Annotated in this window: 16 protein-coding genes; 5 read left to right on the top strand and 11 right to left on the bottom strand. The window is 71.4% G+C overall.

Annotated features, from left to right (window positions below; all coding sequences use genetic code 11):
* Positions 1–199 precede the first annotated feature (199 nt).
* The 8 genes from holA to ACX80U_RS09530 form a co-directional block, all read right to left on the bottom strand.
* Positions 200–1,216 carry a DNA polymerase III subunit delta gene (gene holA, locus ACX80U_RS09565; RefSeq protein WP_459268204.1) on the bottom strand — a complete coding sequence of 339 codons (1,017 nt, stop codon included), beginning with the start codon at positions 1,214–1,216 and terminating at the stop codon, positions 200–202.
* A gap of 92 nt (positions 1,217–1,308) precedes the next feature.
* Positions 1,309–3,873: a ComEC/Rec2 family competence protein gene (locus ACX80U_RS09560; RefSeq protein WP_459268203.1), complete on the bottom strand. Its 2,565-nt coding sequence runs from the start codon at positions 3,871–3,873 to the stop codon at positions 1,309–1,311.
* Positions 3,870–4,937, bottom strand: coding sequence for a helix-hairpin-helix domain-containing protein (locus ACX80U_RS09555; protein ID WP_459268202.1), 1,068 nt, complete (start codon positions 4,935–4,937; stop codon positions 3,870–3,872). The genes ACX80U_RS09560 and ACX80U_RS09555 overlap by 4 nt, the downstream gene beginning before the upstream one ends.
* Positions 4,938–5,039: 102 nt before the next feature.
* The gene (locus tag ACX80U_RS09550) at positions 5,040–5,894 is read right to left on the bottom strand and encodes a DegV family protein (protein WP_459268201.1); all 855 of its coding nucleotides are present in this window, start codon (positions 5,892–5,894) and stop codon (positions 5,040–5,042) included.
* Between the two features lie 43 nt (positions 5,895–5,937).
* Positions 5,938–8,460 (bottom strand): leucine--tRNA ligase, encoded by a 2,523-nt coding sequence (gene leuS / locus ACX80U_RS09545; RefSeq protein WP_459268211.1) that lies wholly within the window; start codon positions 8,458–8,460, stop codon positions 5,938–5,940.
* A gap of 262 nt (positions 8,461–8,722) precedes the next feature.
* Positions 8,723–10,240 (bottom strand): glycerol kinase GlpK, encoded by a 1,518-nt coding sequence (glpK, locus tag ACX80U_RS09540; RefSeq protein WP_459268200.1) that lies wholly within the window; start codon positions 10,238–10,240, stop codon positions 8,723–8,725.
* A gap of 71 nt (positions 10,241–10,311) precedes the next feature.
* Entirely contained in the window at positions 10,312–11,058 is a 747-nt protein-coding gene (locus ACX80U_RS09535; protein WP_133080569.1) for an aquaporin, read from the bottom strand.
* Between the two features lie 137 nt (positions 11,059–11,195).
* Positions 11,196–12,938 carry a glycerol-3-phosphate dehydrogenase/oxidase gene (locus tag ACX80U_RS09530; protein ID WP_459268210.1) on the bottom strand — a complete coding sequence of 581 codons (1,743 nt, stop codon included), beginning with the start codon at positions 12,936–12,938 and terminating at the stop codon, positions 11,196–11,198.
* Between the two features lie 216 nt (positions 12,939–13,154).
* Here ACX80U_RS09530 and ACX80U_RS09525 point away from each other — a divergent pair, with 216 nt between their 5' ends.
* Positions 13,155–14,063: a sugar-binding transcriptional regulator gene (locus ACX80U_RS09525; protein WP_459268209.1), complete on the top strand. Its 909-nt coding sequence runs from the start codon at positions 13,155–13,157 to the stop codon at positions 14,061–14,063.
* Positions 14,064–14,084: 21 nt separating this feature from the next.
* Here ACX80U_RS09525 and ACX80U_RS09520 read toward each other — a convergent pair whose 3' ends face one another.
* Complete coding sequence (locus ACX80U_RS09520) at positions 14,085–14,453, bottom strand: zinc-binding dehydrogenase (protein ID WP_459268199.1); 369 nt, start codon at positions 14,451–14,453, stop codon at positions 14,085–14,087.
* Positions 14,454–14,552: 99 nt separating this feature from the next.
* On the opposite strand from ACX80U_RS09520, the gene ACX80U_RS09515 reads away from it, so the two are divergent.
* The 4 genes from ACX80U_RS09515 to ACX80U_RS09500 all read left to right on the top strand — a co-directional run bounded on the left by ACX80U_RS09515 (position 14,553) and on the right by ACX80U_RS09500 (position 17,778).
* Positions 14,553–15,386 (top strand): aldo/keto reductase, encoded by an 834-nt coding sequence (locus ACX80U_RS09515; protein ID WP_459268198.1) that lies wholly within the window; start codon positions 14,553–14,555, stop codon positions 15,384–15,386.
* Positions 15,386–16,258 (top strand): alpha/beta fold hydrolase, encoded by an 873-nt coding sequence (locus ACX80U_RS09510; protein ID WP_459268197.1) that lies wholly within the window; start codon positions 15,386–15,388, stop codon positions 16,256–16,258. Before ACX80U_RS09515 ends, ACX80U_RS09510 begins: the two co-directional genes overlap by 1 nt.
* Positions 16,255–17,391, top strand: a complete 1,137-nt coding sequence (locus ACX80U_RS09505; protein WP_459268196.1) for a glycosyltransferase family 4 protein — start codon at positions 16,255–16,257, stop codon at positions 17,389–17,391. The genes ACX80U_RS09510 and ACX80U_RS09505 overlap by 4 nt, the downstream gene beginning before the upstream one ends.
* A gap of 102 nt (positions 17,392–17,493) precedes the next feature.
* Complete coding sequence (locus ACX80U_RS09500; RefSeq protein ID WP_459268195.1) at positions 17,494–17,778, top strand: hypothetical protein; 285 nt, start codon at positions 17,494–17,496, stop codon at positions 17,776–17,778.
* A gap of 33 nt (positions 17,779–17,811) precedes the next feature.
* Here ACX80U_RS09500 and ACX80U_RS09495 read toward each other — a convergent pair whose 3' ends face one another.
* Positions 17,812–19,962 (bottom strand): primosomal protein N', encoded by a 2,151-nt coding sequence (locus ACX80U_RS09495; protein WP_459268194.1) that lies wholly within the window; start codon positions 19,960–19,962, stop codon positions 17,812–17,814.
* Positions 19,963–20,007: 45 nt separating this feature from the next.
* A complete protein-coding gene (metK, locus tag ACX80U_RS09490) occupies positions 20,008–21,219 on the bottom strand; it encodes a methionine adenosyltransferase (RefSeq protein WP_133080577.1) in 1,212 nt (403 codons plus the stop codon).
* Between the last annotated feature and the right edge of the window lie 42 nt (positions 21,220–21,261).

The following is a 21,261-nucleotide window of genomic DNA, read 5'->3' as shown; positions in this document are numbered from 1 at the left end:
CCCCAAAAACCCCACCCCCCCCCGCTCCCCAACCCCCTCGCCTGCCCCCCCCCCCCGCGGTCCGCCCCCCCTACGTCGTTAAGGGCGGGAGCGCAGCGGTCCCGGGCCGGGACCGTTCCCGGCCCGCGGGACAACGCCGGGGCCCTGCCGCACAGCCGAGCCAGGCGCCTGGCGCGGCGCTGATCCTGTCCGTGCTGCGTCAGCCGTCGCCCAGCGCGATGACGGTGACGGCCCGTTCGACGGCGTACACGGGATCCCGCGATTCGCCCTTCACCTGGGCGTCGGCTTCGGCGAGGGCGCGGATGCAGCGCGCCAGGGCCTCGGAGCTGAAGCGCTGGGCCTCCTTGCGCGCCTGGTCCACCTGCCACGGCGCCATCCCCAGGTCCTTCGCCAGCTGCATCGAGGATCCGCGGACCCCATGGACCTTCGCGACGGCGCGGACCTTCATGGCGAGCGCGGCGACGATGGGGACGGGGTCCGCCCCCGTGGCAAGAGCATGGCGCAGCATGGACAGTGCCTGCGCGGTCCGCCCTGCCAGGGCGGCATCGGCCACCTTGAAACCGGTCGCCTCGACGCGGCCCCCGTAGTACTTCTCCACCGTCTCCGCCGAGATGTCGCCCGCGGTGTCCGCCATGAGCTGCTGGCAGGCTGCCGCCAGCTCGGGGAGCTGCGAACCGACCGCGGCGACGAGCGCCCGCACGGCATCCGAGTCGATGCGCCGGCGTGCCAGACGGAACTCGGTGGTGACGAACTCCGCCTTCTCCCCGTCCTTCTTCAGAGGCTGGCAGTCGACGACGGTGGCCTTGGCGGCCTTGATCGCATCGAGCAGCTTCTTCCCACGGTTCCCGCCCGAGTGGCGCATCACCAGGACGACATCGGGTGCCGGGTCCTCGAGGTAGGCGAGCGCGTCGACCAGGAAGGCATCGTTCATCTGTGCCAGCCCCGCCACCTCGATGATCTTCCAGTCCCCGAACAACGACGGGCTGGCCTGCATGGTCAGGGTTCCCGCGTCATAGGACCCGGCGTCGAACCGGACCAGTTCCGCTCCGGGCTGTGCCGTGCGCACCTGTGCCCGGATCGATTCCGCAGCCCGGGATGCCAGGTAGTCCTCGGGACCGGAGAGCAGGACGACGCCGGCGGGGCGCACCTCGCGCCATGATGCTGGTTGCTGCTGGCCCGCGCCGGTGCTGCGGCCGGCGGGTGATCTCGTTGCCACGCGGGGGTGTTCCTTCCGTCGGAATGCACTCCTACTCTTGCACGGAGCCCTCTCGCCTCAAAGCTGCAGCGGTGGCTCCGGCCGGCACCCCGTCAGCGGAGTCGGTGGACCTCGATCCTGCCGTCGGTGACACCCACGGTGAACGATCCGAGTTCGTCGGTCCGGGCGCTGGCGATACCGGAGCGGTCGAGCCGTTCGAGGATGCGGGGATGCGGGTGGCCGTAGTCGTTGTCCTTGCCGACCGAGATGAGGGCGAGGGCGGGTGAGACGGCGTCGATGATCCCTGTTCCCCCGTTCCTCGCTCCGTGATGGGCGATCTTGAGGATGTCCACTCCCCCGTCCCTCAGGGAGGGGACCGCGGCGAGGAGCTCCGCGGCGGCGTCCTCCTCGAGGTCCCCGGTGAGGAGGAGCGTGACGGGCCGTTCCGCCGTGGGCACCACGACCTGCAGGACGGCGCTCGCGTTGTTCTCCTCCGGCAGGCGTGTCTCCCCCCGTGGCCAGAGGACGTCCACCCGCACGGGTGGAAGGTCGAGCCGGGTCGCACCGGTCAGACGCTCGGCTCCGACGCCGGCGCCTGCCGTCGCGTCGGTCAGCTCACGCGGCAGGCCGTCCTCCCCGGTCGAGTAGTACAGGGCCGATACGGTCCTTCCACGCAATGCCCCTTCCACCCCGCCGTAGTGGTCGTCGTGCAGATGCGTGATGACGAGTGCGTCGATCACCTCGATCCCGAGTGCGTCCAGGCACCGGTCCATGGCATCGGGATCGGGCCCGGTGTCGACGACCAGTGCGTGCTCCGCCGACGTCCTGATGACCATGCCGTCGCCCTGTCCGACGTCGCACATCGTGAGAGCCCACCGGGCGGAGGACTCCGTGCCCCGCCGCTCGACGAGGGCGATGGTCGCGAGCGCCCCCAGCAGGGCGACGGCGAGGACGATCGCGACGGTCCGGCGCCCGGCCCTGGCCGGCGGCCGCCCTGCTGTTCCGGCCCTGGCCGGCGGCCGCCCTGCTGTTCCAGACCCGGTCGGGACGGACGGGGGCTGCCGAGTGCGGGTGACGGCACGCCGCCAACCGGCGAGGACCGACTCGCGGCGGACCATGGCGAGGAGAAGCAGCACCGACCCGGATGCAGCCACCACCGCTCCCGGCGCGCCCGGGAACCAGGGCACGGTCGCGGCAGGAGCGGCTGCGAGGGCCTCGGCGACGCCTGCCACCCAGCGGGTACCCCACTGGGCGGTGGCGATCAGGGCCGGCGCGAGTACGGGACCGGCGACGAGTGCCACGACCGCCGCCATGCCCACCAGCGTGATGGCCGGGACGACCGGTGACACCAGGACGTTGGCGGGTAGCGAGTACACCGGCAGGGCGGGCTGGATCAGGACCAGGATCGGAGTGCAGAAGAGCTGCGCGGTCAGCGGGATGGCGAGCAGTTGGGCCGCCGGGCGCGGCATCATCAGGCCGAGGGTGTCGACGACCGTCGGACCGGCCGTGACCAGCCCCAGGGTCGCCGCCACCGACAGCACGAAGGCGAAGGACACCGAGAGCCAGGGATCCACGGCGAGGAGGACGATGACCGACACCATCAGCAGTGTCAGCGAGACCCTGCCGCGGCCCGAGAGGACGGCAGCCACCCCGACCGCCCCCATGACCGCAGCGCGCAGGACGCTCGGCTCGGGCCGGACGAGCAGGACGAACGCCACGAGCGAGACCACGGCACCGACGCCGGCCGGTAGCCGGGGAAGCCGGAGCACCCGCAGCCCGAGGAAGGCGAACGCCACGACGTAGGAGCAGTTCGCTCCGCTCACCGCGGTGAGATGGGTCAGTCCGGTCCGTCGCATGGCCTCCTCGAGGTCCGGGGCGAGCCCGGTCCGGTCACCCAGTGCCATGCCCGGGAGCAGGCCTCCGTCGCGGCTGTCGGCGAGGGCGAGGTCCCGGAACCGCGTGCGCAGGTGATCCGTGTAGCCGAGCCAGCCGCGGGCCTCCTCGATCGCCGGGCTGCTGGCAGGGAGGAAGATCGCGACCGCCCTCCCCACGCGGTCCGCAGGTTCCGCCGTGCCCAGGACGCGGACGGTGTCGCCGGTCCCCACGCCGGCCCACCCGCCCGATCCCAGGACCACGACGGGGGTCGCCGCTACGAAGGGAGCACCCCGGAGGACACCCCCGAGGACCTCGGCGTCCACGAGGTAGCGCTTCCCGCCCCCGAATGCTCCCGGACCCAACGAGGACGGTTCTCCCGTGATGCGCAGGACCGCGGTGAACGGGACACCGCCGTCGAGCGCCTCGTCCACCGGTCCCGCCTCGGCACGGGCGAGGCTGCCGCCGGCCGACAGCAGCACCAGGCTCAGCGCGGCCGCGGGGGCCAGCGCCTGACCGGGCAGCAGCGCCCACGCACGTCGCCGGCCCGGCACGATGACCACGAGACAGGACAGCATGAGTGCACAGGCCCCGGCCAGGAGCCCCGCTGCCGTCGCCTCGACCGCCCCGCCATGGACAGCGACGGCAGCGGCCGTCCACGCAGCCGCGGCGGACGGGACCAGGCGCAGGTCGCCGTGCCACCGGGACGGAGCAGCCTGCGGGCCTCGGTGGGCCGGTCCCGGGACAAATCCTCCCGGCGGATCGGCGGAGGCGGCGCGGCCAGGACCTCCGCCGTCGTGCCTCACCGCACCACGATGAGGGGGAGGATCCCGTCGAGCATCGCCGGCCCGATACCCGGCACGGCGTCGATGTCGGCCGCCTGGCCGAACGGCCCGTGCTCCGTGCGCCAATCGATGATGCGCTGTCCGAGCACCGGACCGACGCGTGGCAGCAGCTCGATCTCCGCGAGCGTCGCGGTATTGATGTCGATTCCGCCCGGGCTCCCGCCAGGTGCACCGCCGCCGCCGGGACCCTCGACCTGCCGTCCCGGGGTTTGGGCGGGGGACGAGGTGCCGGGGAGGTCCTGGGTGATCCGCGGTTCCTCGCCGACGGCGAGGACGTGGATGTGCTGCCCGTCGGACGGTGTCGCAGCGAGGTTGATCCCCTCGAGGTCTGCCTCGGGGAGCGCACCACCTGCCCTGCCCATGACGTCGAACAGGCGCGTACCGGACGGGACCGTGACGACTCCGGGTGCTGCGACCGCTCCCGTGACGTAGACGATGATGATCCCCTGCGCTCCGCCTCCGGTACCGCCCGTGACGCCGAGAGGGTCCCCTGACCGGTCGGTCGGCTCATGCGTCGGTGCCTCACCGGGACTCCCCGGGCCGACTCCACCCGTACCGTCCTCGCCACCAGAACCACCCGGACGCTCGCCCGTAGCGGCCCCCACGGCTGCATCCCCTGCGGCTCCGTCACCGGCAGTCGCACCCCGTGCGGCTCCGTCGCCGGCAGCCGGCTCGGCAGTATCGTCCGCTACGCCGCTGTCGAGCTGCACCGACACCGCGGCCGCGGACGGCTCGGAGCTCCGGACGAGGAAGAGCGCTGCGCCGACCGCCAGTGCCACCCCGGCGAAGACGAGTGCCGCCGAGCGGGCGACGCGCCACTGGACACCGGTCGAGACGGTCTGCCGGCCCTCCTCCTCCCCCCGGGCAGCGCGGACAGCGCGCGCATCCGAACTGTCCGGCACTTCCTCGCGGCCATCCGCCGGGAGGAGAGCGCCCGCCGCGCTGCCATCCGCCGGCCGGGCCGCGGGAGCCCAGGTGCCGGTCTCCCCTGCGTCGCCGGCGGTCGGCCATCGGTGCTTTCCCATCCCGCAACGCTAGGAGCGGGACTCCTCCTCGATCGGGTCCCGGAGCGCTATGTGGATATCGCACCCGCGGCGGTCCGCCGCAGAGGTCCTCGTGGTGACCGGTCAGTCGGGACTGACGGTCACCGCCACGACGCCGAGCCCGGCATGTGCGGCGAGGACGGAGGGGCACGGGGCGGTCGACACCTGCCCGGTTCCTGCCACCGCCTCGAGGCGCCCGGCGAGGGCCGCAGCCTCGTCCTCGTTGCCGAAGTGGTGCACGGTCAGCAGGACGCCGCCGGCGCGCGCGGTGATGTCGGCCTCCACCAGTTCCTGGAGCCGCGCCATGCCGCGCGCCGCCGACCGCATGCGTTCGAGGGGGACGAGTCGCCCGCCCTGGACATGGAGGATCACCCGGACGGACAGCAGGGCGCCCAGCCAGCCTGCCGCCGCCGGGATCCTGCCTCCGCGGCGGAGCTGCTCAACGCTGGGGACGTAGAAGTAGAGGGCGGACGCCCGCGCGGCCATGGCCGCGGCGGCGGCGGCCGCCTGCAGGTCCGCACCTCTCCGCGCCGCTGCCCGGGCTGCGAGGGCCGCCCGGCCCTGCGCCATGCCCGCGGTGCGTGCGTCGATGACCTCGACGGGGATCGTCGCGCGGGATGCCGCCTGGCGGGCCGCCTCGACCGTGCCCGACAGCAGGCCGGACAGGTGCACGGACACGATGCCGTCGTACCCCTCCTCGGCGAGGCGGCCGTACACGGCGTCGAACTGGCCGGGAGACGGCCGGGACGTGCGCACGGTCGTGCCTGCGGCGAGGGCGACCATGAGTGGTGCGGTGACGTCGTCGTGCTCACCGGTCAGGATGTCGGCGCCGACCAGCACCGGCATGGCGACCACCGGGATGCCGTCGGCGAGGCCACCGGGCGCGCTCCATTCCGGAGCGAACCCGGCGGCCGAGTCGGTGACGACGGCTATGCGCACGCAGCACGCCCTGCCCGCGTCGGGGCCGTCCACCGACGAGTCATCACGCCGGGACGATGTTGACCAGTTTGGGCGCCCGCACGATGACCGTGCGGATGTCGCGACCGTCCAGCACGCGCTGGATCTGCTCGCTGGCCAGCGCCAGCTCGCGCAGCTCGTCCTCGGCGATGTCCGGGGACACCGTCAGGCGGTCCCGCACCTTGCCCTGCACCTGGACGACGGCGACGACGCTCTCCTGGGTCAGCAGGCCCGGATCGACCGTGGGCCAGCCCGCCGTGGCGACGGTCGCCTCGTGTCCGAGGCGGCTCCACAGGTCCTCGGCCGTGTAGGGCGCGAAGAGGCTGAGCAGGATCGCGACGGCCTCGGTGGCCTCGCGCACGGCGGGGTCGGCGCCGCCGGCACCGGAGTCGATCGCCTTCCGCGTCGCGTTGACGAGCTCCATGAGCTTCGCGATGACGACGTTGAACTTGTTGGCCTCCATGAGCTCCGCGGACTCCGCCACCGTGCGGTGCGTCACCGAGCGCAGTGACCGGTCGCCGGTCGACGGGTCGGCCCCGACCGCGCTGGTGACGCCGCCACCGAGGCGCCAGGCCCGCGCCAGGAACTTCGCCGAGCCCGACGGCGAGACGTCCGCCCAGTCGACGTCGTCCTCGGGAGGTGACGCGAACACCATGGTGAGGCGCACGGCGTCCACGCCGAAGCGGTCCAGCTGCTCGCCGAGGTCCACGCCGTTGCCGAGGGACTTGCTCATGGCCTTGCCGCCGTTGAGCACCTGGCCCTGGTTCAGCAGCGCGCTGAAGGGCTCGGTGAAGCCGACCATGCCGAGATCGAACAGCACCTTGGTGAAGAACCTGCTGTACAGCAGGTGCAGGATGGCGTGCTCGACGCCGCCGACGTACTGGCCGACGGGCAGCCAGCGGTTCACGGCCTCGGTGTCGAACGGCGCAGTGTCCAGCTGCGGGTCGACGAAGCGCAGGTAGTACCACGACGAGTCGACGAAGGTGTCCATGGTGTCGGTGTCACGCCTCGCCGCGCCACCGCAGTCGGGGCAGGGCACGTTGACCCACTCCTCGACGGCGGCCAGCGGCGAGGTGCCCTTGGGCGCCAGCGCCTCGCCGCGCAGCCCCTCGGGCAGGGTGACCGGCAGCTGGTCGTCCGGCACCGGTACTTCACCGCAGGACGGGCAGTGGATGATCGGGATCGGCGTCCCCCAGAAGCGCTGCCGGGAGAGCAGCCAGTCCCGCAGGCGGTAATTGATGGTGTGCTCACCGGTACCCTGCTCCTCGACGAGCTCGACGGCCCGGCGGATGGCGGTCGTCTTGTCCAGCCCGGTCAGCTCGCCGGAATTGACGAGCGTTCCCTCGCCCGTCGTGGCGATCCCGGTCTCGGCGGCATCCTCGGCCCCGGTGTCGACGACGGTGCGGACGGGCAGGTCGAACGCCCGGGCGAAGTCGAGGTCGCGCTGGTCGTGCGCGGGGACGGCCATGATGGCCCCGGTGCCGTAGTCGGCCAGCACGTAGTCGGCAGCCCAGACGGGCAGCTTCTCGCCGTTCAGCGGGTTGACGGCGTAGCGGCCGGTGAAGACCCCCGTCTTCTCGCGCTCCGTGGCCTGCCGTTCGATCTCCGACAGTCCCTTGACCTGTTCGCGGTACTGCTCCAGGGCTGCGCGCCGGTCCGGCGTGACCAGGTCCAGGGCCAGGTCCGCATCGGCGGCGACGACGAAGAACGTCGCCCCGTAGAGGGTGTCGGGCCGGGTGGTGAAGACGGTGACGTCCCGCTCCGGCAGGTCGCCGTCGGCCTCGATCCGGAAATGCACGTGCGCACCTTCGGAGCGGCCGATCCAGTTGCGTTGCATGGCGAGCACCCGCTCGGGCCAGTGGCCCTTGAGCTGCTCCATGTCGTCCAGCAGGCGGTCGGCGTAGTCGGTGATCTTGAAGTACCACTGGTTCAGGTTCTTCTTGGTGACCATCGTCCCGCAGCGGTCGCAGGCCCCGTTGATGACCTGTTCGTTCGCCAGCACTGTCTGGTCCTTCGGGCACCAGTTGACCGGCGAGTTCCGGCGGTACGCCAGGCCCTTCTGGAAGAACCGGACGAAGAGCCACTGCGTCCAGCGGTAGTACTCGGGGTCCGAGGTGTGCAGCCGCCGGCTCCAGTCCGCGCTGATCGCGTACCGCTTGAACGAGTGCGCCTGCGTCTCGATGTTCGCGTAGGTCCATTCGGCCGGGTGCGCGTTGCGCTTGATCGCGGCGTTCTCGGCGGGCAGGCCGAACGAGTCCCAGCCGATGGGGTGCAGGACGTCGAAGCCCTTCTGACGGTAGAAGCGCGCCGCGACGTCGCCCATGGCGAATGCCTCCGCGTGGCCCATGTGGAGGTCGCCGGAGGGGTACGGGAACATGTCGAGCACGTAGCGCCGCTCGCGCGTGCCGTCGTCGGCGGGCGCGAACGCCTGCAGCCGATCCCAGACCGCCGGCCACTTCGCCTCGATGGCGGAGAAGTCGTAGGTGTTCTCGTCCGGCTGAGCGCCCTCGGGGTTGATGCTCACTGTGTGTTGACCTGTCCTGTCGATGGAACGTCGTCCTGCTCTGGTACTGCTCGTCCGCGGGGACCCGCCCCTGCCTGGGGTGTCCGGCGCCGGACACACAAAAGCCCCTCACATCCAGGAGGGGCCGCCGCACGGTGGATGCCGTGCGGCTAGGTAAGGAGGAGGGCTCGGGGCATGGGTTCACTTTAGCAGTGCGAGCCGTGCCGACGGATGTGCGGCGGAGAACGGGGCACGCCCGGTCCGTCTGCTGCGGACCGGGTGTGCCCCGTTCGGTGGGGAGTCCGTGCTAGCGCACGTCCTCGCCGACCCAGTCGAAGGTCTTCGTGACGGCCTTCTTCCACAGTCGCAGCTGGCGCTCCCGCTCGGCCTCGTCCATGGACGGGTTCCAGCGCTTGTCCTCGGCCCAGTTGGTGGCGAGCTCGTCGGTGTCCTTCCAGAAGCCGACGGCGAGGCCCGCGGCGTAGGCGGCGCCGAGCGCGGTGGTCTCCGTGACCTTCGGTCGGATGACGGGGATGCCGAGGATGTCGGCCTGGAACTGCATCAGGGCGTCGTTCGCGACCATGCCGCCGTCGACCCGGAGGTCCTCCATGTTCACGCCGGAATCGGCGTTCGCCGCGTCCAGCACCTCGCGCGTCTGGAAGGCCGTGGCCTCCAGGGCCGCACGGGCGATGTGGCCCTTGTTCACGAACCGGGTCATGCCGACGATGGCACCGCGTGCATCGGCGCGCCAGTACGGCGCGAAGAGTCCCGAGAACGCGGGCACGATGTACACGCCGCCGTTGTCGTCGACCGTGGTGGCGAGCTGCTCCACCTCGGGGGCGCTCTTGATGATGCCGAGGTTGTCGCGGAGCCACTGCACGAGTGAACCGGTGACGGCGATCGAACCCTCGAGCGCGTAGACGGGCTTGGCGTCCCCGAGCCGGTAGCAGACCGTCGTGAGCAGGCCGTTCTTGGAGTGGACGATCTCCTCGCCGGTGTTCACGATCATGAAGTTGCCGGTGCCGTAGGTGTTCTTCGCACCGCCCTTGTCGAAGGCGGCCTGGCCGAAGGTCGCCGCCTGCTGGTCGCCGAGGATGCCGGCCACCGGCGTCTCGCGCAGCAGCTGCGAGGTGTGCACCGTGCCGTAGACCTCGGAGGAGGAGCGGATCTCGGGCATCATCGACAGGGGCACGCCGAAGTCGGCGAGGATCGACTCGTCCCAGGACAGGGTCTCGAGATCCATGAACAGCGTGCGCGAGGCGTTGGTGACGTCGGTGATGTGCACGCCGCCGTCGGTGCCGCCCGTGAGGTTCCAGGTCACCCAGGAGTCGGTGTTGCCGAACAGGAGATCGCCGGCCTCGGCCTTCTCGCGGGCCCCGTCGACGTTGTCGAGGATCCACTTGATCTTCGTGCCGGAGAAGTAGGTGGCCAGCGGCAGGCCCACCTTGGCCTTGTAGCGTTCGACGCCGCCGTCCTGCGCCAGCTCGTCCACGATGTTCTGCGTCCGCGTGTCCTGCCAGACGATCGCGTTGTAGACGGCCTTGCCGGTGGTCCTGTCCCAGACGACGGCGGTCTCGCGCTGGTTGGTGATGCCCACGGCTGCGATGTCGTGGCGCGTGAGATTGGCCCTGGAGAGGGCGGTGCCGATGACCTCGCGGGTGTTGCCCCAGATCTCGGCGGGATCGTGCTCGACCCAGCCGGCCTTCGGGAAGATCTGCTCGTGTTCCTTCTGGCCGGACGAGACGATATCGCCCTTGTGGTCGAACACGATGGCCCTGCTGGACGTGGTGCCCTGGTCGATGGCGATGACGTACTGCTGCGACATGTCTTACTCCTTCATTGGATGGACGTCTTCGGGGGGCGGCTGCGCACAGCCGCCCCGGGTGGTGCTGGAGCCTAGGCGGCAGGTACGGGGAACGAGATGACCTGGACCAGGATGCCGGCGAGGGCGCCACCGACGATCGGGCCGACGATCGGCACCCAGGCGTAGCCCCAGTCGCTGCTGCCCTTGCCCTTGATCGGCAGGATGGCGTGGGCGATGCGGGGTCCCAGGTCGCGGTTCGGGTTGATGGCGTAGCCGGTGGGCCCGCCGAGCGAGGCGCCGATGCCGACGACGAGCAGGGCGACCGCGAGCGGCCCGATCTCCGTCGGTGTCCCGGCGAAGGACAGGATGACGAACACGAGCACGAAGGTTCCGATGATCTCGGTGACGAGGTTCCAGCCGTAGGAGCGGATGGCGGGACCGGTCGAGAAGACGCCCAGCTTGTTGGCGGGGTCCGGCTCCTCGTCGAAGTGCTGCTTGTAGGCGAGCCAGCACAGGACGGCACCGAGGATCGAACCGATCATCTGGGCCGCCAGGTAGGCCATCGCGGTGATGAAGTTCTTGTCGACCCCCGGAGCGAATTCGGCGGTGTCGCCGTTGACCCACAGACCGACCGTGACCGCGAAGTTGAGGTGGGCTCCCGACAGGGCCGCGACGTAGACGCCGGCGAAGACGGCGAGGCCCCATCCGAAGTTGACCATGAGGAAGCCGCCGTTATTGCCCTTGGTTCGGGCGAGCGCGACATTCGCGACCACACCCGTACCGAGCAACAGCAGCAGCATCGTGCCGAACATTTCGGCGACAAACACTTCCAGAGACATCTTTGACTCCTCTATCTATTCATTTATTGACGCGTGCCGCCGCCTCGACGGCACGCGCTGATCCCCCCCGGCAGCTGCTGCCGTTGGCACTGCACCGCTGTTCCGAACAGCGGTTCGACCCGTTGCGGCGGGAGCCGCTACGCGGTCAGGCTCTTGACCTGCACCCGATGGGCATCGGCGAGGACCTTCTCGGCGAGCTCGATCTCCGCTGCGGATTCCGCTGCGGTCCAGCCCAGCAACGGGGCCAGGGTCTCGGCAAGCTCTGCGAACAGCTCCTCGGAGACGAGTCCCCGGAAGGCAAGCGATGTACGGCGAATCAGGACGTCGATCAGGTGGCCGATCTGCTCGTGCTCCACCATGTAGGCGAGCTCTCGCGTGCTCAGCTCCTTCGTGGAATTAAACAACCTGTCGGGGCCTTCCGCGAGGTATTCGAGGACGTCTTTCGCGCGGGTTCCGTAACGGGTCAGCAGGACCTGCACGCGGGCCTCGTCGAAGCCCGGGCGGACGGCCGCCGTGATCCAGGCGCGCTCGGCGGCCTCGTCCGTCGGGAAGTCCTTCCCGCCGCCGATCGCGACACCTGCCGTCGATGTCCTGCGCTCGGCCCCGAGGGCGGCGAGGGTGTCGTCGGTTAGGTGCTCCGACAGTGCGCGGAACGTGGTCCACTTGCCGCCCACGAGACTCAGGGTGGTGACGGACCGGCCGCCCAGCATCTCCTCGCGCTTCTCGATGCGGTAGTCGCGGGAGACGAAGCCCGGCTGCGTCTCGTCGTGGCGCGGCAGTGGCCGGACCCCGGAGAAGCTGTACACGATGTCGTCCTGCGTCACCTCGATGTCCGGGAAGACGTGCCCGATCAGCTCGAAGAAGTACTCGATCTCCTCGTCCGTGCACACGGCCTGCTCGGTGACGTCGACGTCGATGTCGGTGGTGCCGACGAGGACGCGGTCGCCCATGGGGTAGATCAGCACGATCCGGCCGTCGACGTGCTCAAAGAAGATCTCCGTGCCGTTGCAGGCACGGAGCAGTTCCGGGTGGTCGAGCACGATGTGCGAACCCTTGGTGCCGCCCATGAACCGGGTCTCCGCCCCGAGCACGGCGTTGGTGCCGTCCGTCCAGGCGCCGGTGGCGTTCACGACGACGTCGGCCTGGAAGGGGAAGGTCTCGCCCGTGAGCTCGTCGCGCAGGAGGACTCCGTCCTCGCTGTTCCCGATGGCGCTGACGTAGTTCGCGGCGCGGGCGGCCGGGTTGGCGACGTGGCCGTCGCGCAGCACGTCCAGGGTCAGGCGTTCCGGATTGTGCACAGACGCGTCGAAGTAGGTCGCCGCGTACTTGATGTCCTTGCGGAGGTCGGGCATGGCGGCGAGCGCCTTCTTGCGGCCGACGAAGGAGTGGCGGGGGACGTTGCCGCCGTCGCGCGAGAAGAAGTCGTACATGGTGAGGCCGGCCTTGATGAGGACGGCGCCGCGTTCCACCTGCTTGCCCTGGCGGTGCGTCAGGAACCGCATGGGCGCCGAGAGGATGCCCGAGAACGTCGTGTAGATCGGGATCGTGGTCTGCAGCGGCTTCACGTAGTGCGGTGCGATCCGCATGAGTGCGTTGCGCTCGATGACCGATTCACGGACGAGGCGGAACTCGCCGTTCTCCAGGTAGCGGATACCGCCGTGGATCATGTGCGACGAGGCACCGGATGCACCCTGGCAGTAGTCGCCGCGCTCCACCAGTGCGACGTCGATGCCCTGCAGTGCGAGGTCGCGGAAGGTCCCGACCCCGTTGATGCCGCCACCGACGATCAGCACGGAGGCCCGGGGGTTGTCCCTGAGCTCCTGCACCGCGGTGCGGGTAGAAGTTGTGGTGCCTTCACCGTCGGTCCGGCCGGCTGGAATGCTCAAGGGACTACTCCGTAACCTCAATGTCTGGAATGGGTACTGCACTGTCCATTCTTCGAGCGCTGGAAATAACAGTCAACCGGATTGCACAAACGTGCAGAAGCGGTCCAGACTGGCGGCATGACGACGACGAGCGGTGGTCCCACCCGGGATCCCGGCGACCCCGACCAGTACCGGGGCAACAGGTCACGGGACGCGTTGCGGGCCGCGCAGATGTACTACCTGCAGGACCTCACCATGAACGCGATCGCGCGCGAACTGCGGACGTCCCGATCCACCGTCTCCCGGCTGCTGTCCATGGCACGGGAGACCGGGCTGGTGCAGATCCAGGTCAACAACCCGTCCGAGCGGGCCCCTGCGCTCGAGCAGCAGATCCGCCGGAGGTTCGGTGTCGAGGCGCACGTGGTGCCCGTCGCGGACTCGGGGAACGACTCCGAGGTGCTCGACCGCGTGGCCATCCAGGCCGCCCGCACCATCGGGCCACTCGTGGATTCGAACGCGATCATCGGCGTCGCGTGGGGATCCACGCTGAGCGCCGTCAGCCACCACCTGACCCGCAAGCAGACCCACGACAGCGCGATCGTGCAGCTGAACGGGGCCGGCAACACCCAGACCACGGGCATCACCTACGCGAGCGAGATCCTGCGCCGCTTCGGGCAGGCCTACGGCGCACGCGTCGAGCAGTTCCCCGTCCCCGCCTTCTTCGACCACGCGGCCACCAAGACGGCGATGTGGGAGGAGCGCAGCGTGCGCCGCATCCTGGACCTGCAACGCCGCATGACCATGGCGATCTTCGGTGTCGGCTCGATCGGCGCAGGCATCCCGAGCCATGTCTACAGCGGCGGCTACCTGGACCGCGAGGACCTCGAGACCCTCGAGACCGACAGGGTGGTCGGCGACGTGGCCACCATGTTCTTCCGTGCGGACGGCACGCACCGCGACATCCGGCTCAACACGCGCAGCACCGGTCCCAACCTCGACGACCTGCGGGCGGTGCAGCGCCGCATCTGCGTGGTGTCCGGCGAGTCCAAGATCGACGGCCTGCGGGGGGCGCTCGCCGCCGGACTCGCGACCGACCTGATCCTGGACGAGGGGTGTGCCCGGCGCCTCGTCCACGCGTGAGGGACGGGAGCCCGTCGGGGGCTACACCGTGAGGACCAGCTTGCCCCGCACGGCACCCGACGCGAGGAGCTCGAGGGCCTCGGCCGCATGCGCCAGCGGAAGGACCCGGTCGATGCTCGGCACGACGGACCCGGCCCCGATCAGGTCCACGAGCACGAGGTCGAACACCGTCCCGCCGTCGGCGACGTCGCGCTCGCCGTAGTCGAGGACGGACCCGGCGCCCAGCGAGCGCACGTACCCGGCCTTCGCGCCGCTGCAGACCGCCGCGACCTGCGCTCCTGCCGCCCGGGCGAGCTGCACGGCGCAGCTGCCGACCCCGCCCGGTGCCCGAGGACCGCCACCGGGATTGTGCTGCAGCCCGGCTACGACTTCGGGGACGAGTTCGACCACGGCCTGGGACTGATCCTCGACAGCATCGATCCCGCCGAACGACGCGCAGGACCGGGTGAGGGGGCACCGGCCACAGGACGACCTCGGTAGAGTTCCCCCATGACCTCCTCCGTCCCCCGCGCCGCCCTCGCCGACGGGACGTCGATCGACGTCGTCGGGTACGGCGTCTACAAGGTCCCGCCCGAGGACACCGCCCGGCTCTGCTCGACGGCGCTGGACGTCGGGTACCGCCTGCTCGACACGGCCGCCCTGTACGGCAACGAGGAGGGTGTGGGAGCAGCCGCCCGCGCGTACCTCGAGACCGGCGCCCGCGACGACCTCTTCCTCACCTCGAAGGTGTGGAACGACGACCACGGATTCGACGCCACCCTGCGCGCCTTCGACGCGACGATGCAGCGGTTGGGCCTCGAGGAGCTCGACCTCTACCTCATCCACTGGCCCTGCCCGTCGAAGGGGCTCTACGTCGAGACGTGGCGCGCCCTCGAACGCCTCCGCGCCGACGGACGCGTGCGGTCCATCGGCGTCTCCAACTTCCAGCAGCCGCACCTCGAGAGGCTGCTCGACGAGACCGGCGTCGTGCCGGTCCTCAACCAGGTGGAACTCCACCCCTACCTGCAGCAGCGCGACCTGCGCGCCTTCCACGCGCAGCACGGCATCGCCACCCAGGCATGGAGCCCCCTCGGCCGCGGCAACGTCCTGCAGGACGCCGTCGTCGGTCGCATCGCGGCCGACCTCGGGAGGACACCGGCGCAGGTGATCCTGCGATGGCACCTGCAGCAGGGCATCCTCACGATCCCGAAGGCGAGTTCGCGGGAGCGGATCGGCTCCAACCTCGACATCCTCGGGTTCGCGCTCGACGACGGACAGGTCGGGGCCCTCGACGCGCTGGACCGAAACCAGCGATTCGGCTCCCACCCCGACCGGGTCGGCTGATGCGCGATGCCACGGTCCGGACCCTGCGCTGGGAAGGCACCCTGCAGCGCATCTGGGACTATCCCGCCGTTACGGCGCCCGGCGAGGCGCCCCGCGGGACGATCGTCATGGTGCACGGCTTCCGGGGCGACCACCACGGACTGCTGCGCCTCGTCGAGGAGCTGCCCCGGCACCGCGTCATCCTGCCGGACCTGCCCGGTTTCGGGCAGGGCCAGGCGCTGGCCGGCACGCACGACGTAGCCACCTACGCCCGCTTCATCAGCGACTGCACCCGGCTCCTCGCCCCCGACTCGCCCGTCCTGCTCGGCCACTCGTTCGGTTCGATCGTGGCCGCGGAGGCCGCCGCCGGCTCCCCGGGCCTCGCCGGGCGCGTGGTCCTCGTCAATCCCATCAGCGCTCCGGCGCTCGAGGGACCCAGCCGCACCGCCTCCCGGCTCGCCGAGGGATACTACGTGGCCGCCGACCGCCTGCCCGAGGCGGCCGGGCGCGCCCTCCTGGCGAATCCGGTGATCGTCCGCGGCATGAGCATCTTCATGGCCAAGACGAAGGACCGGACCCTGCGACGCTGGATCCACGGGCAGCACGACGCCTACTTCAGTTCCTTCGCCGGCCGGCGGGTGGTCCTCGAGGCCTTCCGGGCATCGATCTCGGGCACCGTGCGGGACCGGGCCGCGGACCTGCGAATGCCCGTCCTGCTCATCGCGGCGGATCGGGACGACATCGGTTCCGTGGCCAGCCAGCGCGACCTCGCAGCGCTCATCCCGCACGCACGGCTCGAGGTCATCGCGGACGTCGGGCACCTGGTGCACTACGAGAAGCCGCGCGAAGCGGCGCTGATCATCGAGGAGTTCCTGGAGGACACAGCCCCATGAGGATCCTGTTCGACGCGCGCTTCACGCGCACGGACCACCACGACGGCATCAGCCGGTACGGCGCGAGCCTGATCGCCGCGCTCGCGGAGACGGACGACGTCGTCATGCTCGTCAGTGATCCCCGGCAGCTGGCCCTGCTGCCCGACGTGCCGTCCGTGCTGGTCAACAGCCCGCTCTCCCCCGCCGAACTGTTCGTCGCCCGGCGCATCAACCGCCTCCGGCCCGACGTCGTCGTGTGCCCCATGCAGACGATGGGCTCGTGGGGCCGCAGATACCCTCTCGTCCTCACGCTGCACGACCTGATCTACTACCAGAACCCCCTGCCGCCGTCCTTCCTCCCCCTCCCGGTGCGCCTGCTCTGGCGGCTGTACCATCTCGCCTACTGGCCGCAGCGCCTGCTGCTCGACCGGGCCGACGTGGTCGCGACGATCTCCGACACCACGGCGGCCCTCATGGCGGAGCACAGGCTCACCCGCAGGCCCGTCCTGCTCGTCGGCAACGCCCCGCAGCCCACGGAACGCCGGCGGGACCCTGACGCGCCGCGCTCGCCGTCGCTGCTCTACATGGGCTCCTTCATGCCGTACAAGAACGTCGAGACCCTCGTCCGCGCCATGGCGCTGCTGCCCGGGCACACGCTCCACCTGCTCAGCCGCATCACGCCCGAACGCCGCGCCGAACTCACGGACCTGGCGGCGGACGAGCAGCGCATCGTCTTCCACGGGGGCGTGACGGATGCGGAGTACGATGACCTGCTCCACGACTCGACGGCCCTGCTCACGCTGTCCCGGGCGGAAGGCTACGGCCTGCCCATCATCGAGGCGATGGCCACCGGCACGCCCGTCGTCGCGAGCGACATCCCGATCTTCCGTGAGATCGGGGGCGAGGCAGCCCTGTTCGTCGATCCCGGGGACCCGGAGGACGTGGCCTCGGCGGTGCGGAGCCTCGACGACCCCGCGCGGTGGGCCGCAGCATCCCGCGCCGGGCTCGAGCGTGCAGGGAGCTATTCCTGGGAGGTGTCCGCGGAGCAGCTGCGGGGTGCCTGCCGGCGTGCGGTGTCCGAATACACCCGGCGGCGGCGACGCGGGCGCACCCGGTCGGTCCCGAGGCCGGAGGACGGGGCGAAGGGCTCATGACGCGCCCTTCCCGACGGACCCCGCGACCGCCGGTTCCCCGACCCGGGGTTCCCGGACGGGGAGCGGCGGGGCACCAGCCGCTCCCCCGGGCAGGCTCCTGACATGGATCTCCAGTGCCCGGCGACGGCCGTCCTCGTCGACGACGCGGGCATCCCGCCGTCGTGGCTGGCCCGGCTGCCGATCGCCGGGCGCTTCGGGTGCCGAGGGCACGAGGCCCTCGTGGCGCTCGTGAACGCGACGGCGGACCTGTACCGCGGCGAGACCTTCGTGGTCGCCGCACCGTCGCCGGACATCGAGGAGGCGCTGCGGAGGCAGGGCGTGGCGGCCGTCGTCCCCCTCGTGATCGAGGTCGACTCCGAGGGCTGGCGCCGCGTCCCCCCGCCGTGACGGAGGCCGCCCGGAGCACGTGGCGCAGGCCGCCTAGAGCACGTCCAGCGCATCGAGCCGGATGTGGACGGGCTCGCCCGTCCGCTTCGCCGACAGCGCGGCCCGGCGTGCGCGCAGCTGCCGCGTGATGCCCGCAGCGGCACGGTAGGGGAAGAACAGCAGGACGCGGTGGGAGCCCTGGCCGGCCAGGGCCTCCGTCGCCGCTCGCCCCGGCGAATCCGCACCGCGCCCTGCCGCGGCGGCGGCACGCGCGGCGAGCATCGCCTCCCGGCGCACATCGGGCGGAATCGGGGCCGGGCCGACGACGCGCGCGGCCCCCTCCGTCTCGACGCCGTCGAGGAAGTGGGTGAGGGCCTCCCGGGTCCCCGTCAGCACCGCGTACCGCACGGCCGGAGGCAGCCCGAGCTCCTGCCGCTCGACGAGTTCGCGGGCGGCGGCGCCCGCAGGATCCCAGCGCACGAGGTGCCCCACCGCGACGTCGTCGTCGCCCGTGATCACCACCGTGCCGCCAGCCGTGGACGGACGGGCGAGGATCGCCGCCGAGAACCACCGCCGGAGCGCGTCCTCGCCCGCACGCAGCGACTCGCGGCTCAGCAGGGCGTTGCCGTCGAGGAGGATGACGGCCGCGTAGCCGCCGGGGGCCACGGGTTCCGCGCCGGGCGTCGCGACGACGACGGCGGGGACATCGCGGACGGTGTCCACGATGTGCTCGCCCGCCGAGGAGACGACCGGCACGCCCGGGAACGCCCTCCCCAGTTCCTCCGCGGTCCGGGTGGCACCCGCGACGGTCGCCCGTACCCGCGTGCCACCACATTCGGCGCACGACCAGGAGTTGTCCGGCCGCCCGCACCAGCGACACACCAGGGGGGCATCCCGTCCGGCCTGGGCCAGTGGCCCGGCGCAGGCGGAGCAGCGGGCCGGGTGGCGGCACCGGTCGCAGGCCAGCGCCGGCGAGAAGCCGGTCCGCGCGACCTGCAGCAGCACGGGGCCGTGCCGGAGCCCAGCCTGCGCCGCGGCCCAGGCGGCGTGCGGGATCCGGGCCTGCGCGGCCAGCGGGTCCCGCTCCATCTGGTAGGCGTCGGCCGCGTGGACGACGCGTGGCGTGGACCGTCGCACCTCGGCGCGGTCCGCCTGGATGGCGCGTGCCCACCCCGTGTCGACGAGGCGCTGGGACTCGGTGGTCCGGGCGAAGGAGGAGAGCAGCACCGCGGCACCCTCCTGCTCGGCCCGCAGGAGCAGCACGTCGCGGACGTGCTGGTAGGGTGCGCGCTGCTCGATGTGCTGGTCGTCGCCGTCGTCCCACAGGCAGAGCAGGCCGAGGTCGCGCACGGGGGCGTAGGCGGCGGAGCGCGTGCCCACCGCGACGGTCGCCGTGCCCGTGAGGAGGCGCAGGAAGTTGCGGTACCGCGGCGTGGCTCCGTCCTCGCCCGTCAGGCGGGCGACGGCGGCGGCACCGAGCCGGGCGGTGAGGGCGGCCTCGACGCGGGCGAGGTCGCGCTGGTCGGGGACGACGACGACCGACCCCCGCCCCGAGGCCGCCGCGGCCGCCACGGCGTCGGCGATCTCCTCCGTCCAGGCCCTGGCGCCGAATCCACCCAGGCTCGTGAGGACGGCCCGGGGCGATTCCCCGGCGGTCAGGTGCCGGAGGAAGGCGGAGCCGCTCGGGTAGCGCCGGAAGCTGCCGGACGACGGGCCTGCCGCGTCGGGCGCGGCGCCGTCGGCCGCCTCGGAGGGGAACTCGGCCTCGACGCGGGCCATGCGCGGCGGCACGGCGGAGCGCAGGACGTCGCTCACCGTGCCGACGGACCGCGCGGCGACCGCCGTCGCGAGCGCCAGGACCTCGGGCGTCAGCACCCGGTGCGGGGAGACGACCTTGCCCAGCGGCAGGAGCGTCGCCGTGGTGCTGGCCTCGTCGACGCGTTCGGCCAGGAAGCCCGCCTGCTCGCGGCCGGCGAACCGCACCTTGACCCGCACGCCGGGCTGGGCCTCGGCGTCCATGGCAGCGGGCACCGCGTAGTCGAAGAACCGGTCGAGGTGTGGGAGCTGGGCGTCGAGGACGACCCGCGCCACGGGCAGGGCGGACGCGCGCTCGGGATCGGTGCGCGGCAGCTTCGCAGCGCCGAAGCCGTGCAGCAGCGACAGCTGGCCGTCCGTGCCGCCCGAATCCCGCTTCGTCTCCGTCATGATGTCGCCGGGACCGGCGTGCGCCGGCCGCCGTCCCCTCCCGCCTCAGGCGTCGAAGTAGCTCCGGAGCTTGTCGACGCGATCGGTACGCTCCCAGGTGAAGCCGTCCTCCTCGCGGCCGAAGTGGCCGTGCGCCGCGGTGCGCTGGTAGACGGGGCGCTTCAGGTCGAGGGCGTTGATGATGCCGAGGGGCCGGAGGTCGAAGATCTCGCGGATCGCCGTGCCGATGGCCAGCGGGTCCACGGTCTCGGTGCCGAACGTCTCGACGTAGATCCCGACGGGCTGGGCCATGCCGATGGCGTAGGCGATCTGGATCTCGGCCCGGCGGGCGAGGCCCGCCGCCACGACGTTCTTTGCCACCCAGCGCATGGCGTACGCGGCCGAGCGGTCCACCTTCGACGGATCCTTGCCGCTGAACGCTCCGCCGCCGTGGCGTGCCATCCCGCCGTAGGTGTCCACGATGATCTTGCGGCCGGTGAGTCCGGCATCACCCACGGGTCCGCCGATCACGAAGGCGCCGCCGGGGTTGAGGATGTGGCGCACCGAGGACGTGTCGAGCTCGGAGTCCGCCAGGACCGGCGCGATGACGTGGTCGGCGAGATCGGCGCGGAGCTGCTCGAGGGACACGTCGGCGGAGTGCTGGGACGAGATGACGACGGAGTCGATGGAGACCGGCCGGTCGCCGTCGTACCCGATGGTCACCTGGGTCTTCCCGTCGGGCCGCAGGTAGGGGAGGGTGCCGTCCTTGCGGACCGCGGTGAGGCGCTCCGAGAGGCGGTGCGACAGCCAGATGGGCGTGGGCATCATCACCGCGGTCTCGTCGCTCGCGTAGCCGAACATGATGCCCTGGTCCCCGGCACCCTGGGCGTCGTAGGGGTCGACGCCGGTGCCCTCACGGGTCTCGAGGGAGGTGAACACACCCGAGGCGATCTCCGCGGACTGCTGCCCGATGGACACCGAGACGCCGCAGCGGGCGCCGTCGAAGCCGTTGGCCGAGGAGTCGTAGCCGATGCCGAGGATGGTCCGGCGGACGATGTCGGGGATCTCGACGTACGCCTCCGTGGTGACCTCGCCCGCCACGTGCACGAGGCCCGTGGTGACCAGGGTCTCGACCGCGACGCGGGAGTCGGGGTCCTGCTCGAGGAGCCCGTCGAGGATGGCGTCGCTGATCTGGTCGCAGATCTTGTCCGGATGGCCCTCGGTGACCGATTCCGAGGTGAAAAGGCGCAGGGGGGACTCAGTGCTCGGTGGATTCACGTGCCCACTCTACTTGGTCGGGGGGACGGTCCGGCCCGGCTG

Source organism: Arthrobacter sp. TmT3-37 (genome assembly GCF_054510835.1).
Note: the sequence above shows the minus strand (reverse complement) of the source record. Positions and strands in the feature narration are given on the sequence as shown.

Bases quoted from the DNA above. Each gene is read 5' to 3' on its own strand.
- ACX80U_RS09555 (WP_459268202.1), bottom strand. From the start codon at position 4,937: ATGGGAAAGCACCGATGGCCGACCGCCGGCGACGCAGGGGAGACCGGC.
- glpK (WP_459268200.1), bottom strand. From the start codon at position 10,240: ATGTCGCAGCAGTACGTCATCGCCATCGACCAGGGCACCACGTCCAGC.
- ACX80U_RS09535 (WP_133080569.1), bottom strand. From the start codon at position 11,058: ATGTCTCTGGAAGTGTTTGTCGCCGAAATGTTCGGCACGATGCTGCTG.
- ACX80U_RS09525 (WP_459268209.1), top strand. From the start codon at position 13,155: ATGTACTACCTGCAGGACCTCACCATGAACGCGATCGCGCGCGAACTG.
- ACX80U_RS09515 (WP_459268198.1), top strand. From the start codon at position 14,553: ATGACCTCCTCCGTCCCCCGCGCCGCCCTCGCCGACGGGACGTCGATC.
- ACX80U_RS09510 (WP_459268197.1), top strand. From the start codon at position 15,386: ATGCGCGATGCCACGGTCCGGACCCTGCGCTGGGAAGGCACCCTGCAG.
- ACX80U_RS09505 (WP_459268196.1), top strand. From the start codon at position 16,255: ATGAGGATCCTGTTCGACGCGCGCTTCACGCGCACGGACCACCACGAC.
- ACX80U_RS09500 (WP_459268195.1), top strand. From the start codon at position 17,494: ATGGATCTCCAGTGCCCGGCGACGGCCGTCCTCGTCGACGACGCGGGC.
- ACX80U_RS09495 (WP_459268194.1), bottom strand. From the start codon at position 19,962: ATGACGGAGACGAAGCGGGATTCGGGCGGCACGGACGGCCAGCTGTCG.